The 15665-nt window shown below is 62.6% G+C and carries 16 protein-coding genes; 7 read left to right on the top strand and 9 right to left on the bottom strand.

Annotation, left to right across the window (positions count from 1 at the left end):
• The gene (locus ASD01_RS30815) at nt 1-981 is read left to right on the top strand and encodes a homoserine kinase (RefSeq protein ID WP_034801252.1); all 981 of its coding nucleotides are present in this window, start codon (nt 1-3) and stop codon (nt 979-981) included.
• Complete coding sequence (gene rnhA, locus ASD01_RS30810; protein ID WP_034801253.1) at nt 978-1445, top strand: ribonuclease HI; 468 nt, start codon at nt 978-980, stop codon at nt 1443-1445. The genes ASD01_RS30815 and rnhA overlap by 4 nt, the downstream gene beginning before the upstream one ends.
• A gap of 49 nt (nt 1446-1494) precedes the next feature.
• Here rnhA and ASD01_RS30805 read toward each other — a convergent pair whose 3' ends face one another.
• Both ASD01_RS30805 and ASD01_RS30800 read right to left on the bottom strand, forming a co-directional pair.
• A complete protein-coding gene (locus tag ASD01_RS30805; protein ID WP_060644843.1) occupies nt 1495-1980 on the bottom strand; it encodes a peroxiredoxin in 486 nt (161 codons plus the stop codon).
• Between the two features lie 73 nt (nt 1981-2053).
• Nucleotides 2054-2896: a protein-disulfide reductase DsbD domain-containing protein gene (locus tag ASD01_RS30800; protein WP_034801258.1), complete on the bottom strand. Its 843-nt coding sequence runs from the start codon at nt 2894-2896 to the stop codon at nt 2054-2056.
• Between the two features lie 169 nt (nt 2897-3065).
• Between ASD01_RS30800 and ASD01_RS30795 the strand changes: the two genes are divergently transcribed.
• Complete coding sequence (locus tag ASD01_RS30795) at nt 3066-3671, top strand: YqgE/AlgH family protein (RefSeq protein WP_034801471.1); 606 nt, start codon at nt 3066-3068, stop codon at nt 3669-3671.
• A 115-nt stretch (nt 3672-3786) separates the two neighbouring features.
• Here ASD01_RS30795 and ASD01_RS30790 read toward each other — a convergent pair whose 3' ends face one another.
• From ASD01_RS30790 to thrC, 4 genes are all read right to left on the bottom strand, one after another.
• Nucleotides 3787-6696, bottom strand: a complete 2910-nt coding sequence (locus ASD01_RS30790; RefSeq protein ID WP_034801269.1) for an EAL domain-containing protein — start codon at nt 6694-6696, stop codon at nt 3787-3789.
• A complete protein-coding gene (locus tag ASD01_RS30785; protein ID WP_034801272.1) occupies nt 6696-7307 on the bottom strand; it encodes a GNAT family N-acetyltransferase in 612 nt (203 codons plus the stop codon). The genes ASD01_RS30790 and ASD01_RS30785 overlap by 1 nt, the downstream gene beginning before the upstream one ends.
• A 306-nt stretch (nt 7308-7613) precedes the next feature.
• On the bottom strand, nt 7614-8915 hold the full coding sequence (locus ASD01_RS30780; RefSeq protein ID WP_034801274.1) for a M16 family metallopeptidase: 1302 nt from the start codon (nt 8913-8915) through the stop codon (nt 7614-7616).
• Nucleotides 8916-8931: 16 nt separating this feature from the next.
• On the bottom strand, nt 8932-10332 hold the full coding sequence (gene thrC / locus ASD01_RS30775) for a threonine synthase (protein ID WP_034801276.1): 1401 nt from the start codon (nt 10330-10332) through the stop codon (nt 8932-8934).
• A gap of 281 nt (nt 10333-10613) precedes the next feature.
• Here thrC and ASD01_RS30770 point away from each other — a divergent pair, with 281 nt between their 5' ends.
• Nucleotides 10614-11165: a hypothetical protein gene (locus ASD01_RS30770; RefSeq protein WP_034801474.1), complete on the top strand. Its 552-nt coding sequence runs from the start codon at nt 10614-10616 to the stop codon at nt 11163-11165.
• A 68-nt stretch (nt 11166-11233) separates the two neighbouring features.
• Here ASD01_RS30770 and ASD01_RS30765 read toward each other — a convergent pair whose 3' ends face one another.
• Both ASD01_RS30765 and ASD01_RS30760 read right to left on the bottom strand, forming a co-directional pair.
• Nucleotides 11234-12340 (bottom strand): ABC transporter substrate-binding protein, encoded by a 1107-nt coding sequence (locus tag ASD01_RS30765; RefSeq protein ID WP_034801278.1) that lies wholly within the window; start codon nt 12338-12340, stop codon nt 11234-11236.
• A 229-nt stretch (nt 12341-12569) separates the two neighbouring features.
• Nucleotides 12570-13265, bottom strand: a complete 696-nt coding sequence (locus ASD01_RS30760; RefSeq protein WP_034801280.1) for an HAD family hydrolase — start codon at nt 13263-13265, stop codon at nt 12570-12572.
• A gap of 180 nt (nt 13266-13445) precedes the next feature.
• On the opposite strand from ASD01_RS30760, the gene ASD01_RS30755 reads away from it, so the two are divergent.
• Nucleotides 13446-14114, top strand: a complete 669-nt coding sequence (locus tag ASD01_RS30755) for a GntR family transcriptional regulator (protein ID WP_034801282.1) — start codon at nt 13446-13448, stop codon at nt 14112-14114.
• 20 nt (nt 14115-14134) lie between these two features.
• On the opposite strand, the gene ASD01_RS30750 is transcribed toward ASD01_RS30755, so the two are convergent.
• Entirely contained in the window at nt 14135-14815 is a 681-nt protein-coding gene (locus ASD01_RS30750; protein ID WP_034801284.1) for an ArsR/SmtB family transcription factor, read from the bottom strand.
• A 93-nt stretch (nt 14816-14908) separates the two neighbouring features.
• Between ASD01_RS30750 and ASD01_RS30745 the strand changes: the two genes are divergently transcribed.
• Together ASD01_RS30745 and ASD01_RS30740 are read left to right on the top strand one after the other, a co-directional pair.
• Entirely contained in the window at nt 14909-15229 is a 321-nt protein-coding gene (locus tag ASD01_RS30745) for an NIPSNAP family protein (protein WP_034801286.1), read from the top strand.
• Between the two features lie 3 nt (nt 15230-15232).
• Entirely contained in the window at nt 15233-15583 is a 351-nt protein-coding gene (locus ASD01_RS30740) for an antibiotic biosynthesis monooxygenase family protein (protein ID WP_034801289.1), read from the top strand.
• The last annotated feature ends 82 nt before the right edge of the window (nt 15584-15665 follow it).

Raw genomic sequence — 15665 nt, 5'->3', positions numbered from 1 at the left:
TTGGCCGTTTACACCGATATTACGGAAGATGATCTCGCCCGTTTTCTCACCGCTTATGACGTCGGCCAGCTGACCTCCTACAAGGGGATCGCCGAGGGTGTCGAGAACTCCAATTTCCTGCTGCACACGACCAAAGGCTCCTACATCCTCACGCTCTACGAAAAGCGCGTGAATGCCGGCGACCTGCCGTTCTTCCTGGGCCTCATGCATCATCTGGCCGAACGTGGGTTGTCCTGCCCGCTGCCGCTGCCGCGCGCCGATGGCGAGCTACTCGGTGAGCTCTCCGGCCGCCCTGCCGCCGTCATCTCCTTCCTCGAGGGCATGTGGCTGAGAAAGCCTGAAGCCAAGCACTGCCACGAAGTGGGCAAGGCGCTGGCGGCCATGCACGTCGCCGGCGAAGGCTTTGCGCTGAAGCGCACCAATGCGCTCTCCGTCGGCGGCTGGCGGCCGCTCTGGGTCAATTCCGAAGCGCGCGCCGATGAGGTTCAGGCAGGTCTCAAGGACGAGATATCGGCGGAGCTCGAACATCTGGAGCGCCATTGGCCGAAATCGCTGCCGGAAGGCGTCATCCACGCCGATCTCTTTCCGGACAACGTCTTCTTCCTCGGCGACCAGCTCTCCGGGCTGATCGACTTCTACTTCGCCTGCAACGACTATCTCGCCTATGACGTCGCCGTCTGCCTCAATTCCTGGTGCTTCGAGAAGAACGGCTCCTACAACATCACCAAGGGCATGGCGATGCTTTCGGGCTACGAGAGCGTGCGCAAGCTGACGCCCGCCGAGGTCGACGCCCTGCCGCTGCTTTGCCGCGGCTCGGCGCTGCGCTTCTTCCTGACGCGCCTCTACGACTGGCTGATGACGCCCGCGGGCGCGTTGGTGGTCAAGAAAGATCCGCTCGAATATCTGACGAAGATCCGGTTCCACCGGGCGATTACGTCCAGCGCCGAATATGGCCTGCGCCGGGACGGGGGTCAGGCATGAAACATGTCGATATCTTTACCGACGGTGCCTGCTCGGGCAATCCGGGGCCGGGCGGCTGGGGCGCTGTGCTGCGCTATGGCGAGGTGGAAAAGGAGCTGTCCGGCGGCGAGGCCGAGACCACCAACAACCGCATGGAGCTGCTGGCGGCAATCTCGGCGCTCGACGCCCTGAAGAGCGCCTGCGAGGTCGATCTCTACACCGACAGCAAATATGTGATGGACGGCATCTCCAAGTGGATCCACGGCTGGAAGAAGAACGGCTGGAAGACTGCGGACAAGAAGCCGGTGAAAAACGGCGAGCTCTGGCAGCGGCTCGACGAAGCCAATCGCCGCCACAAGGTGACATGGCACTGGGTCAAGGGCCATGCCGGTCATCCGGAAAACGAACGCGCCGACGAGCTCGCCCGCAAGGGCATGGAACCCTACAAGAAGGGGCGTCGTTCGGACTCACTTCTCGTGAAATGAAAAAAACGGGCCGTAGAGGCCCGTTTTTCATTTGCACTCGCTTCTGCGCTCAGAGCTGCTCGAGCATGGCGGCGGCGCCCGAAACGGTCGCCTGGCCAGGGCTTTCTTCGAGATTGAGCGACTTCACCACGCCGTCCTCGACGAGCATCGAATAGCGCTTGGAGCGCACACCGAGCGTGCCGGCCGACAGGTCGATGTCCATACCGAGCGCCTTGGTGAAGGCGGCGTTCCAGTCCGAGAGGAAGTGAATCTTGCCCATGCCGCCCGACGTGGTCGCACAGGCACCCATCACATGCAGGTCGTTGACCGAGACCACGGCGATGTCGTCGACACCGCGGGCAAGGATCGCGTCGCGGTTTTCGAGATAGCCGGGCAGGTGGTTGAGCGAGCAGGTGGGCGTGAACGCGCCGGGAACGGCAAAGAGCACGACGCGCTTGCCGGCAAAGAGCTGATCGGTGGTGACCTCGACGGGACCGTCGGCGGTCTTTTCCTTGAAGGTTGCGGCTGGCAGCTTGTCTCCGACGGCAATGGTCACGGCGCTCTCCTTGCGTTGCTTGCGTCTCGGTTCTCCGCACTCGTCGGAGAACTCGGCGGACTATAGATGCGCCCTAATCAAAGGCAAGGGTCGTCTCCATGCTGCGGCCCTGGGCGCGCACAGTCAAAACGATCGGCTTGCCTTTGAGTTCCCTGTCCTTGCCCGTGAGCCTCACCGGAACGGCTGCGTTTAACGCCCTGTCGCCTGCAGGCAGGATCTCAGGCTTGCCGAACGAAATGCCTGAAGGTCCGGCGAGAAAGAGTTCCGGATCCTTGTCGTCGGCGGGCAGGCGAACCGACAGATGCATCAGCGCCTTGTCGGCATCGTAGCGGCTCGCCGTCACCGAGAAATCAGCCGACGGCGCCTCCGGCAACGCGGCAACGGCATCGTCGATCCGCGCGCCGTCGAGCGGATTGTCGAAGCCGCCTTGCTTGATGGCGAGCGTTAGCTCGCCCTGAATGGGGATGCAGATGTCCTCGCAGATGCCGAGGAACACGGAGGCGCGAATGGTAACGTCGCCGCTGCCGTGGACGCGCTTCAAGGTCAGCGGAAAGGCGACCGGCCTGTCATAGCCGATGTAGCGCACGACGCCGTCGTCGAACGTCTTGGGCACCGGGAAGCCGATCTTTTCCAGCTCCACGTCGCCTGCCGGGTCGAGCGTCACCTGCGGGGGAATGCCGCTTGCACCCGGCTCGCGCCAATAGGTCTTCCAGCCAGGGTTGAGCTTGACCTCCAGCGTCGCCGGGATCGTGCCATCCTCTTTGGGCTGGGCGGCGACCAGACGGATCATGCCGCCGGGGGAGGTGACCCACTCGCTGGTGGCCGCGTTGGCGCCGAAGGGGAGAAAAAAACAGCCGGCAAGGCTTGCCGCGCCGATGAACTGGGCCATTTTCTGGTGGGTGAAGCACTGGATCATACGGCAAGCAATATCGCTTTTGCCAAAACCGCTCCAGACGCTGCGACGGACGCAACGATCATAATTGCTTGATCGGACACGGCGAAGTGAACGCCGTGCGTGCAATAATTATGGGCCGCGACGCTGAGGCGCTTTTCATTTCGCGGCGAATTGATAGGCTGTTCGCATGATGGCTACTCCGATGGCGCAAAAGAGACGCGAGCGAGGCTTTCTTGACGGTCAGTTCCTGATCGCCATGCCCGGGATGTTTGACGCCAATTTCGCTCGCACGGTCATCTTCATCTGCGCCCATTCGGACGATGGCGCCATGGGCTTCATTCTCAACCGGCCTCAGCAACTGACCTTCCCCGACGTGCTGCTTCACCTCGATCTTCTCGATGAGGACGAGGCGATCCGACTCCCGCAGGTAACACGGGATTTCCAGATTCAGGCGGGCGGTCCGGTCGAGACCGGGCGCGGCTTCGTGCTGCATTCCGACGATTATCTGAGCGATTCCAGCATTCCCGTCAGCGACGATATCTGCCTGACGGCGACGCTCGACATCGTCCGCGCCATTTCGCGCGGGGAGGGGCCTGTGCGCGCGACAATGATGCTCGGCTACGCCGGGTGGGGACCGGGCCAGCTCGAATCGGAAATCACCCAGAATGGCTGGCTCACATGCCCGGCGCGCGATGAACTGATCTTCGACAAGGCGCTCGACGACAAATACGATCGGGCGCTGGCGCTGATGGGTGTTTCGGCCGCGATGCTCTCCATGGATGCCGGCCACGCCTGATTGGCGGCTGACCGACCTTTCCCAGATCCTTGATGCAGAAATGAAAAGCCCGTCGGATTGTAACCGACGGGCCTGGAGACGTTGGTCTGCGCGCTGAGCGGCGTCGCCTTGGCGATTACGCCCGCTTCATCAGTGGAAAGCGTTCCTTCAGCAGGCGCTGGATCGATTCCGAACCGATCGGCGGACCGAAGAGGAAGCTCTGCCCATAGTCGCAGCCCATCTGCGACAGCTGGATTGCGTCGTCCTCGGATTCGATGCCCTCGGCCACCACCTGCATGTCGAGCTCGCGCGCCATCGTGATGACGGAGCGCAAGAGGATGCCGCGCTTGTCGCTTGGGTCGCGCACCAGCGCCTTGTCGATCTTGATCGTGTCGAAGGGGAAGCGGGTGAGGTAGGAGAGCGACGAGTGGCCTGTGCCGAAGTCGTCGAGTGCCAGCTTGAGACCGGCTTCCTTCAGCTTTTCGAGTACGAGACGGGCCTGCTCCGGATTTTCCATTACCAGCGATTCAGTCAGCTCCATCTTCACCTTGCCCGGGTCGCAGCGGTTCTTGGTGAGAATGGCACGGACGTCGTCATAAAGCTCATTGTTGAGAAGCTGCGCGCTCGAAAGGTTGATCGAGACGAAGATCGGCAGATCGCCGGTCTGCAGCTGCCATTCCGTCAGGTCGCTGGTCGCCCGGTCGAAGGCGAACATGCCGAGCTGGTTGATGAGGTCGGAATTCTCGGCGATCGGGATGAACTCGGTCGGCGAGATGTTGCCACGCTTGGGGTGATCCCAGCGCATCAGGGCCTCGAAGCCGGCGATCTCGGCATCGTTCAATCGCACGATCGGCTGGTAGACGAGAGAAAGTTCCTTGCGCTCGATTGCCTTCTTGAGATCGGCTTCAAGCTGCATGCGGTCCGAGCCGGAGGTGCGGAAGGCCGGGCGGAAAGGCTCGACGCGGTTGCCGCCTTCCTTCTTGGCCCGGAACATCGCGAGCTCTGCGTCGTCGAGAAGGCCGGTCGCACTCTGTTCCTGGTCGAGCCAGGAGACGAGCCCGATCGATGCGGTCAGGTTGATTTCGCGGTTGCCGTAGTTGAGGGGCACCATGATCGCCTTGCTCACCGCATCGGCGAAATCGGCGACTTTGGCCGGATCGCGCTCGGACATCAGGATCAGGCCGAACTGGTCGCCACCGAGGCGAGCCAGCGTGTCCTGCGGGCGCAGCAGCCGGCGCAGGCGTCGCGTCAGCGCGATGAGGATGTTATCGCCGGCGGCAATGCCCAAGAGATCGTTGACCTGCTTGTAGCGGTCGATGTCGATCGCAAGCACCGTCGGGCGGACCGAGTTGCTGCCGTCGGCCATCAAGAGCATGGCCTGCAGCCGGTCGAGGAAGACCTGACGGTTCGGAAGCCCGGTCAGATTGTCGAGCAGGGCGTTGTGCAGCAGCCGTTCGACCGAGTTGCGCTGTTCGGTAATGTCGATGATCGTGCCGACGCAGCGGATGATTTCGCCGTTGGCACCAAGCACCGGCCGGGCACGGATCGAGAGCCAGTGATAGTGGCCGTCCTCGGCGCGTACGCGGAATTCATGGTTCAGCTTGCCGCGGCGGCGTTCCAGCAACACGTCGAGCGTGGCGCGGAAGCGGTCGCGATCGTCAGGGTGAAGCCGCGGAAGCCAGTTGCGCAAGGGGCCGTGCATGCTGCCGAGCGACAGGCCGAGCTGCGTCGAGATATCGGGCATCGTCACCACCCGGTCGCGGGCGACGTCCCAGTCCCAGACGGTGTCGCCGGAGCCGGTGAGCGCCAGCGACTGGCGCTCGAGATCGGAGAACAGGCCCTGCTGGTAGCCGCTGCCGGCGACCGCGTGCTGCATGACGGTAAAGCCGATCAACAGTACGATCAGCACGAGACCACCGCCGAGCGCCGGCTGCACGATGTCGTTGGCGAGCTGGCCGGTGACCGTCAGCCAGGCGCCGAAGAGCCAGACGAGGATCAGCAGCCAGGCGGGAACGAGAAGGATCGCGCGGTCGTAGCGGTTGAAGCCGAGATAGGCGATCAGGACGATGCCGACCGTGCCGGTCAGCGCGAAGGAGAGGCGGGCGATGCCGGATGCGATCGCTGGGTCGTAGACGGCGACGCCGAAGAGCAGGCCGAGGCCGAGGATCCAGGCGAGCGTCGCATAGCCGAGATGCTGGTGCCAGCGGTTGAGATTGAGGTAGGTGAACAGGAAGATCACGAGGCCGGCCGCAAGGAAGACCTCTGTGCCCGCGCGCCATATTCGCTCGTCCCCCGCCGTCACGCTGATGAGCTTCGACAAGAAGCCGAAGTCGACGCAGATATAGGCGAGAACGGCCCAGGCAAGGGCTGCCGTTGCCGGCAGCATCGAGGTTCCCTTGACGACGAAAAGGATGGTCAGGAACACCGCAAGCAGCCCGGCAATGCCGAGCACGATGCCGCGATAGAGCGTGAAGGCGTTGACCGTGTCCTTGTAGGAGTCCGGCTCCCAGAGATAGATCTGCGGCAGTTCCGGTGTTGCCAGTTCGGCGACGAAGGTGATGATGACGCCCGGCGCCAGCGTGATGCGGAAAACGTCCGCCTCGTCGCTCGGTTCGCGGCTGAGCGCGGAGCCTTCGCTTGGCGTGATCGAAAGAATGCGCTTGGAGCCGAGGTCCGGCCAGAAGAGCTTGGAATTCACCAGTCGGAAATGCGGTGCGACGATCACGCGGTCGAGCGGTTCGGCCGAAACGTTGGCGAGCGCGAACACAGCCCAGTCGCCCTGATGGTCCGCACTGTTGGAGCGCACTTCGATGCGGCGCACGATGCCGTCGGTTCCGGGTGCTGTCGAAACCTGAAAGGCTTCGTTGCGGCCGCTGTAGATTTCGGTCGTTGCCGTCAGGTCGAGCGCCGTGTCTTCGCGCGAAATCTTGACCGGCTCCAAAGCCTGGGCCGCGCCGCCGAGCGCACAGAAAATCGTCGTGAGCGTTATCAGAAACGCTGCCAGCTTGGAGGCTGACCAGGCGAAGGGCGAGCGGGCTAGAGGCATCAAAGGGGCATATTCCTGTTCGGTAGGGCATCGTCGGACAGGAGAGAAAAGAGCAGATGGTCTCGCCACTGGCCGTTGATTCTCAAGTACTGTCTTAAATAGCCTTCACGCTCAAAACCGGCCTTTTCAAGGAGCCGGATGCTTCTTGAGTTGTCCGGAATACAGGCTGCTTCAATACGGTGCAACTCAAGGGTCGAAAAGATGTAGGGGATCGCGAGCCTGAGGGCCGCAAACATGTGGCCTTTGCCCGCGTGGCGCGCGCCCATCCAGTAGCCGATCATGCAGTTTTGCCCGGCGCCGCGGCGAATGTGGCCGATCGTCAGTCCGCCGAGCAGGACCTCGCCTGGCTTGTGGAAAAGGAAGAGCGGTACCGCCTGGCCGGAGGCATATTCCTGCTCGTTGCGGACGACCCGGCCGCGGAAGGCGCTTTCGGTCATTTCGTCGGTGCGCCAGGTCGGCTCCCACGGCTCCAGGAAGGCGCGGCTGTCGCTTCTGAGCTGATACCACTGGCGATAATCGGAATAGCGGGGGAGGCGGAGCAGGTAATTCTGGTCGGCGATTTCGACCGTCTCCGGCTGCCGCGACAGGAACCGAAAAACCGATCGTGTCATAGCTGCCTCCGAGGCCGTTCCGTTTACGCGCGAGGACCTTGTACCATCCGCCCGACGGCACGTCTTTGCGCCGTCACAAATCGAAACGTTGCACAACTTTGCGCGCAAATCGAATCCGATTTTGCGAAAAGTCGCAAAGACTTCACCATTCGGACATGCGGTCATCATCCGTGGCGCGCCGGCTGGCCGAACGCAGTTTCCAGGCGACGCTTGAAAGCGCCTTCCGCGCGAAATTGCGCAATGTTTGGGAGGCCGGGATCGCTTCATCGTTTTGATGAAATGGAGCCCGGCCGTTCAGCCTTCGGCTTAGCTTGCGACGGCGTGCGGGACGGCGGCCTTGCCGGTCAGTGACGACAGGATGTCGCCCATCGGGGCAAGTTGTTCCAGCGGGCCGATCGCCGAAAGCGTCGGCGTGGTGTCGAAGAACAGCCGACCGGCAAGGTCGGTCAGGCGTTCGATGGTGATGCCGGAGAGGCGCTCCATCAGTTCTTCATTCGGGATCGGGCGACCGTAGAGCATCATCTGACGGGCGATCTGGCCGGCACGGGCCGCCGGGCTTTCCTGACCCATCAAAAGCTGTGCGCGGATCTGGGCACGGGCGCGCTCGATTTCCTGCTGCTCGATGTTCATCGAGGATTTGCGCAGTTCATCGACGATGACCGGCATCAGCTCCGGCAGGTTCTCGCCGCCGGTCGCAGCATGCACGCCGAAGATGCCGGTGTCGGAGAAACCCCAGTGGAAGGCATAGACCGAATAACAGAGGCCACGATGCTCGCGCACTTCCTGGAAGAGGCGCGAGGACATGCCGCCGCCGAGAATGTTGGCGAGGATCTGCGAGCAATAGAAGTCGCGCGCGTGGTAGGCCTTGCCTTCAAAGCCGAGCAGCACCTGCGCGTCCATCAGGTCGCGGGTTTCGCGGCTCTCGCCGCCGGTGTAGAGGGCAGTCTCGAGCACGGGCGTTGCGATCGGTGTGCGCGGCAATGACGAGAAGCGTTCTTCGACCTGGCGAACAAAGGATTCGTGTTCGACGGCGCCGGCGGCGACCACGAACATGCGGTCGGTCGTGTAGTTGCGGCCGAGATAGTGCCGGATCTGGTCGGCGGAGAACGACATGACCGTGTCCGGCGTGCCGAGGATCGGCCGGCCGACGGTCTGATTGCGATAGGCGGTCTCGGCGAAGCGGTCGAAGACGACATCGTCGGGTGTGTCGTCGGCAGCGCCGATCTCCTGCAGGATCACGTGCTTCTCGCGGCGCAGTTCTTCCTCGTCGAAGCTGGACTCGGTCAGAATGTCGGCGAGAATATCGACAGCAAGCGGCACGTGGTCCTTGAGAACCCTGGCATAATAGGAGGTCGTTTCGGTGGAGGTCGCAGCATTGACCTCTCCACCGACGTTTTCGATCTCTTCGGCAATCTGGCGGGCGGTGCGCCGCGCGGTGCCCTTGAAAGCCATGTGCTCCAGCAGATGGGCAATGCCATGTTCGCCGAGAGTTTCATTGCGCGAACCGGACTTGATCCACACGCCGAGCGCCACACTTTCGAGATGCGGCATGTGCTCGGTTACCACCGTCAACCCGGAAGGGAGCCGGGTGCACTCAACTTTCATCATACGTTTCTTCTCGTTCTTACCCCCGGAGACGGGTACGCTCGCCGATAAAGGCTTCGACGGTTTTCAGGTCCGGATCCAGGATATCGAAACGCTCCTCCCTGTTCATCAGGTCAGCAAGCCACGTCGGAAGCGCCGGGTCAATACCACTTGCCGATTTTACCGCGTCCGGGAATTTCGCCGGATGGGCGGTGGCAAGCGTCACCATGGGAGCGGATGCCTTCTCGTGTTTGGCGGCGACGAAGACGCCGACGGCGCTATGCGGATCGAGCAGATAGCCCGTGTCTGCAAGCGTCTTTGCGATCGTCTTGGCGACTTCTTTCTCCGAGGCGCGACCGGCGCGGAACTCCTTGCGGATCGCCTTCAGCGCCTTTTCGCGGATGGTGAAGGAACCGGACTGCTTCAGCCCGTCCATCGCCGAGCGGATTTCGCCCGGGTCGCGATCGTTCGCCTCGAACAGAAGCCGTTCGAAGTTCGACGAGATCTGGATGTCCATCGACGGTGCGGTGGTCGCCTTGACGTCGCGCATCTCGTAGCGGCCGGTCTTCAGCGTGCGGGCGAGAATGTCGTTTTCGTTGGTGGCGATGATCAGCTTATCGATCGGCAGGCCCATGCGCTTGGCGACGTAGCCGGCGAAGATATCGCCGAAGTTGCCGGTGGGGACCGTGAAAGAAATCTTGCGGTCTGGGCCGCCGAGCGCGACCGCCGTCGTGAAGTAATAGACGATCTGGGCCATGATGCGCGCCCAGTTGATCGAGTTGACACCCGAAAGCTTGACGCGGTCGCGGAAGGCGACGTCGTTGAACATCGCTTTGACGAGGTTCTGGCAGTCGTCGAAGTTGCCGTTGACTGCAATCGCATGGACGTTCGATGCGCTCGAGGTCGTCATCTGCCGCTGCTGCACCGGTGAGACTTTGCCGTGCGGGAAAAGAATGAAGATGTCGGTGCGCTCACGACCGGCAAAGGCGTCGATGGCGGCGCCCCCGGTGTCGCCCGAAGTCGCGCCGACGATGGTGGCGCGCTCGCCGCGTTCGGAAAGCACATAGTCCATCAGCCGGGCGAGCAGTTGCATCGCCACGTCCTTGAAGGCGAGCGTCGAGCCGTGGAAGAGCTCCATGACGAAGGCGTTAGGTCCGGTCTGCACCAGCGGCGCCACCGCCGGGTGGCGGAAGGTGGCATAGGCCTCGTCGATCATTTCGCGGAACTTGGCCGCCGGGATCTCGCCATTGATGAAGGGTTCGAGCACGGTAAAGGCAATGTCCTGGTAGGATTTGCCGCGCAGGCCGCGAATTTCCTTCTTGGAAAACTTCGGCCATTCCTTGGGGAGATAGAGACCGCCATCGCGCGCAAGACCGGCAAGCAGCGCGTCGCAGAAGCCGAGAGGAGCGGCTTCGCCGCGCGTCGAGATATACTTCACCATCGTTGTCCTTCGTCCCACCTCAAGGATTGCGGCGACCTTGGGAAACGTCGTCGCGACACGCTCGTCTTATTGCGTCAGTCCTTGACAAAGTCTGCATCTATTCTTGTCACCGACCCAATTTCCGGTCGCAAAACTAGCTTCGGAAAATTCGGAAGGGACGAACTGACCCAATCGATTTTTCAGTTTGTCGCTGCTATAGACGATGCCCGAAGGCCATGAAAGGTCTTCCGGCCGAGATTTCGGTCAAGGAGTTTCAACCGGTCCAGCAGAGGTTGTTCAACGTGTTTGGCAAAGTTTCCCGGCCTGTTCTCGCAATATCTTTTCTCGCAGTCCTAGCCGGCTGCAATAAGACGCAATCCGGTGGGGCGATCGACGCAGGCGGCAGTGCCGCTGCTCCGACGCCGGCCGTCGTTCAGGCCGCATGCCCGCAGGTCGTCATTCGTGACGGCACAAATGTGCATGCCAGCTACGCAAAGGGGGCCAAGAACGACCCGACGAAGCTCGTCTATCAGGCCTCCCTGGCAGACACCACGCGGCAATGCGTGCAGAGCGAGAGCGCGTTGACGATAACCGTCGTGGTCCAGGGCCGCGTCGTCAGCGGTCCTGCCGGTGGTCCCGGCAAGGTCACCATGCCGATCCGCGTGGCTGCAACCGACGAAGACAAGACGCTCTATTCGGAACTGACGCAGCATGCGGTGGAAATCCCCGCAACCGGTTCGGCCCAGTTCGTCTTCACCAAGGCCGACGTGACGCTGCCGGCCGGCGCCGGATCCAATGTCACCGTCTATGTGGGCTTCGACGAAGGCCCGCCGGCCAAGGGCAAGAAGAAGTAAGCAGCGGCCTATGCCGCAAAAAAAACGCCGGGGCTTGCCCCGGCGTTTTCATTTCCGTCGTGTGCGGCTTATTCAGCCGGAACGCTCTTGCCGCCTTCCCACTTGTAGAGCGAGAAAGCCTGCGAGGTCAGGTCGCCGGCTTCGCTGTAGGTCAGCTTGCCGAGAACCGTGTCGATGGCTTCGCCAGACTTGATCGCAGTTGCAACCGCGGTCGCGTCTTCGGCGGAGCCTGCCTTCTCGATGCCGGCCTTCAGCACCTGGACGGCAGCATAGGCGTTGAGCGTGAAGGCTTCGGCCGGGATGTTCTTCGCCTTCAGCGCTTCGACAGCCGGAGCCGAGGCGGGGTTGCTGGTCGCGTCGCTGGCATTGGTGTAGACCGTGCCGGTCGCAGCTTCGCCGCCGATTGCCCAGAACTCGGTGTTGGACAGGCCGTCGCCGCCGAAGATCTGCGCCTTCACGCCCTGGTCGTGCATCTGGCGTGCCAGCAGGCCACCTTCCGGATGGTAGCCGCCGAAGTAGACGACATCGACGTTTTCCGACTTCAGGCGGGTAACGATCGCGCTGAAGTCCTTGTCGCCCGGGTTCAGGCCTTCATAAACGACTTCGGTGATGCCGCCGGCATTGATCGCCTTCTTGAAGCCGTCAGCAAGGCCCTTGCCGTAAGGCGCCTTGTCGTGGAGGACGGCGATCTTCTTGTCCTTGAGGTTCTTGACCACATAGGCAGCGGCGACTTCGGCCTGCTGGTCATCGCGGCCGCAGGTGCGCAGCACGTTCCAGAGACCGCGGGTGGTGAGGTCAGGCGTGGTTGCCGTCGGCGTCACCATCAGGATGCCGTTTTCGGCAAGGATGTCCGAAGCCGCCATCGAGGTGCCCGACAGAACCGGGCCGACGACGTAGCGGATGCCTTCACCAGCAGCCTGGTTGGCAACCGAAACGGCCTGCTTCGGATCGCCGGCGTCGTCGAGCATCTTCAGCACGATCTTCTCGCCATTGATGCCGCCAGCCTTGTTGATCTCGTCTGCAGCCGTTTCCGCGCCGTTCTTCACCTGCTCGCCATAGGCCGCGACCGGGCCGGTGAGCGGCGTGATCACGCCAATGGTGATGTCGGCGAAGGCGAGCGGGCCAAAGGCGACGCTGGCCGCCAGGGTCAGGCCGGTCAACATTGAAAGACGCATTGTGTTTCCTCCTAAAAATACCCCGATGGGGCTTGCTTGGTACGGCCCTCGTGCGCGGCTCCTCGAAAACCGGGAAGATTTTCTAGGGGACGTGACGCCACTGCAATGTGTCATCATGTCCCTCGGCGTCTAATTGGACGTCTGCCGTGTTGGCCGAAGGCTTCTTTCCCGCTCCGGCCGAAAAGCCGGAGCGAAAGGGGCATGGCGGTGTGCGACCGCCTGCGGCCAATCAGGCCGTCATCGACTCCGACCATGCGGAAAGGGCCGCGATCACGCCCGGCAACGCCGTCATGCGCGAAATCACCGTTTCCGCACCCGCTTCGGTCAGCTGGTCGGCATGCGAGGGATGGGTGTGCGAACCGCCGGTGAAGCCGACGACGCGCATGCCTGCGGCACGTGCACCGTGAATGCCGTGCACGGAGTCCTCGATCACCAGCACCCGCGACGGGTCGACGCCCATCTGCTTGGCGCCGTGCAGGAAGATATCCGGCTTCGGCTTGACGCGGTCGGCGCCGAGGTCGCGCGCGGAATAGATGTGTCGGCCGAAATGGTCCTTGATGCCGACCTTGCCGAGCATCATGGCAAGCCGCGCCGAGGTCGAGTTGGAGCAGATGCAGTGCGGCAGCGTCAGTTGCGCCAGCATCGGCTTGACGCCGTCGATGATGTTGAGGTCGCGGGCAAGGCGCTCGTCGAGGATGACGTCGACCTTGCTGATGAGCTGGGCCGAAAGCGGGATGCTTGCTTCCTTCTCGATTTGCAGCAGCGTGTTGTGCCAGGTCATGCCGGCAAAACGCTCCGCCATTTCCTCGACGCTGATCGGGTAACCCGCTTCTGTCAACAGTGCTGCTTCGACTTCCGACGCGATGATTTCGGAATCGACGAGAACGCCGTCGCAATCAAAAATGATGAGATCGATACCGGTCATATGGAACAGTTCCCTGGGAGGAGAGGCGCCGCAGGCGGGGGGAGGAATGTTCGCGCGGCGCGGGGCTTTCGTACGGCAGAGCTTTTATACGATGGTAGGCCAAAGCTCAACCATTGGAAATTATCGAAACCGCCCGTGCGCTTGCTCGACAGCATTGTTTCGCGGCTCTATCAGTAGGCGATGGAAAAGCAGCAGGACGACACGCTCGCAAGTCGCATCAGCAAGGCCCTGGCCGAGCGGATCATCTCCGGCATGCTCATGCCCGGGGAGCGCTTGCGGCAGGATCATATCGCCGAGGAGTTCGGTGCGAGCCACGTTCCCGTTCGCGAAGCCTTTCGACGGCTGGAGGCCCAGGGCCTTGCCGTCAGCGAACCGCGCCGCGGCGTTCGCGTTGCCTCCTTCGACCTGAAGGAGGTGAGGGAGGTCGCCGAAATGCGCGCTGTTCTTGAGGTTCTGGCGCTTCGCCATGCCATCCCGCATCTGACGCCGGCGATCCTCGATCGGGCCGAGATGGCCACGGCCGCCGCCGATACTTCGCGCGACGTGCGCTCCTGGGAGGCGGCAAACCGCGCCTTCCATCGGCTGATCCTCGAACCCTGCGGCATGCCGCGGCTGCTGGCGGCGATCGATGATCTGCATGCAGCGAGCGCCCGCTTCCTGTTTTCCGCCTGGCGCACGAGCTGGGAGGCGCGCACCGATCACGATCACCGCGCGATCCTCGCCGCCTTGCGCGAAGGCCGAGGCGACGAGGCGGCAAAGATCCTCGAACGCCATGTGGGCTGGATCGGCAAGACGCCGGTCAGGACCGCCGCGGGCGAAACCCGCGAGGCCTTTTCCATCGTCGGCTAGAGTGGTTTTGCTGGCAGCCGCTACTGCGGAAACAGCTCGGAGAAAGCCTTCTCGCCATTGGCGGTGAAGCGGATGGCGCGGCTGTTCGCCTCGCGCTTGGCCCAGCCCTTGTCGATGAATAGCGTCAGCAACGCTTCGCCAAGCGAACCGGCCAGATGCGAGCGGCGCTCGCTCCAGTCGAGGCAAGTGCGGCAGATCGGGCGGCGGGATTTCTTGAGTGCTGAATAGTCGATGCCGAGCGCCTCGATCCGGTTCTGCCCGTCGGGCGTCAGCGCCAGGTCGTCGCCGGTGACTTCGATCTGCTTTTCGGCAATCAGGCTGTCATACATGCGCACGCCATAGTCGCCGGCCAGATGATTGTAGCAGACGCGCGCTTTTCTCAGCGCCGGATCCTTCGGCCCGCGGCGGTGCCGGTTCATGCCGCGGCTGGCGGCAAAGCCCATCAGGTTCTCGAGCATCAGCCCGACTTCGTCTTCTGCCAGCTGAAAATAACGGTGACGGCCTTGCTTGCGCTGGCTGAGCAGACCGCCGGCCTCGAGCTTGGACAGGTGGGAACTGGCGGTCTGCAGCGTGATGCCGGCATGTGTCGCAAGTTCGGTTGCGGTCAGCGCACGTCCGCCCATCAGCGCCGTCAACATGTTGGCGCGGGCGGGATCGCCGATCAGCGATCCGATGAGAGCGATATCTGGACCTTCCTTCATACTTCGATCGTAGTCGAAGCATCCGCGTCGAACAAGGAGGCATAGTCACTCCATCGAAGGCTTGGCGCCTTGCCCGACCACAAGGAGACGACGATGATCACCTGCTTCATCCGCTATGAAATCGATCCCTTCAAAAAGGAGGAGTTCGCCACCTATTCGCGCAACTGGGGCGAGGCGATCCCGCGCTGCGGCGCCGATCTTATCGGCTACTTCGGCCCGCATGAGGGGTCGGCGACAACGGCTTACGGCGCCTACAACATCGAGAGCCTCGCGGCCTACGAGGCCTATCGCGCCCGGCTTGCCGCCGATCCGCTCGGCCGGGAAAATTATGCCTTCTCCCGCCGCGAGCGGTTTATCCTGAAGGAGGATCGTATTTTCCTGAAGAACGTCTCGACGCCCATCGGAGCAAAGTGAAACATGATTGCCGTCATCTTCGAAGTCCTGCCGGCCGAGGGCCGGCGTGACGCCTATCTCGGCATTGCCGCCGACCTGCGCCCGCTGCTCGACGACATCGATGGCTTCATCTCGATCGAGCGGTTCCAGAGTCTGGCCAATCCCGACAAGGTGTTGTCCCTGTCTTTCTGGCGCGACGAGGAGGCGGTGAAGGCCTGGCGGAACGGCGCCGAACATCGTGCCGCCCAGGATGCGGGGCGTCACGGCGTCTTTGCCGATTACCGCCTGCGCATCGCCTCCGTGATCCGCGACTACGGGCTGAACGAGCGCCATGAGGCCCCCTCAGACAGCCGCGCCTTTCACGATGCCCGGTGAAACGGCGTCCGCGACGCTTGAACGGGGCGGCGGGAGGCGGGTGAACGCCCGTTCCCGCCTTTCCTGTCCACTCCAGAAGACC

It is taken from the genome of Ensifer sp. Root423, assembly GCF_001426275.1.
GTDB lineage: Bacteria > Pseudomonadota > Alphaproteobacteria > Rhizobiales > Rhizobiaceae > Ensifer > Ensifer adhaerens.
Note: the sequence above shows the minus strand (reverse complement) of the source record. Positions and strands in the feature narration are given on the sequence as shown.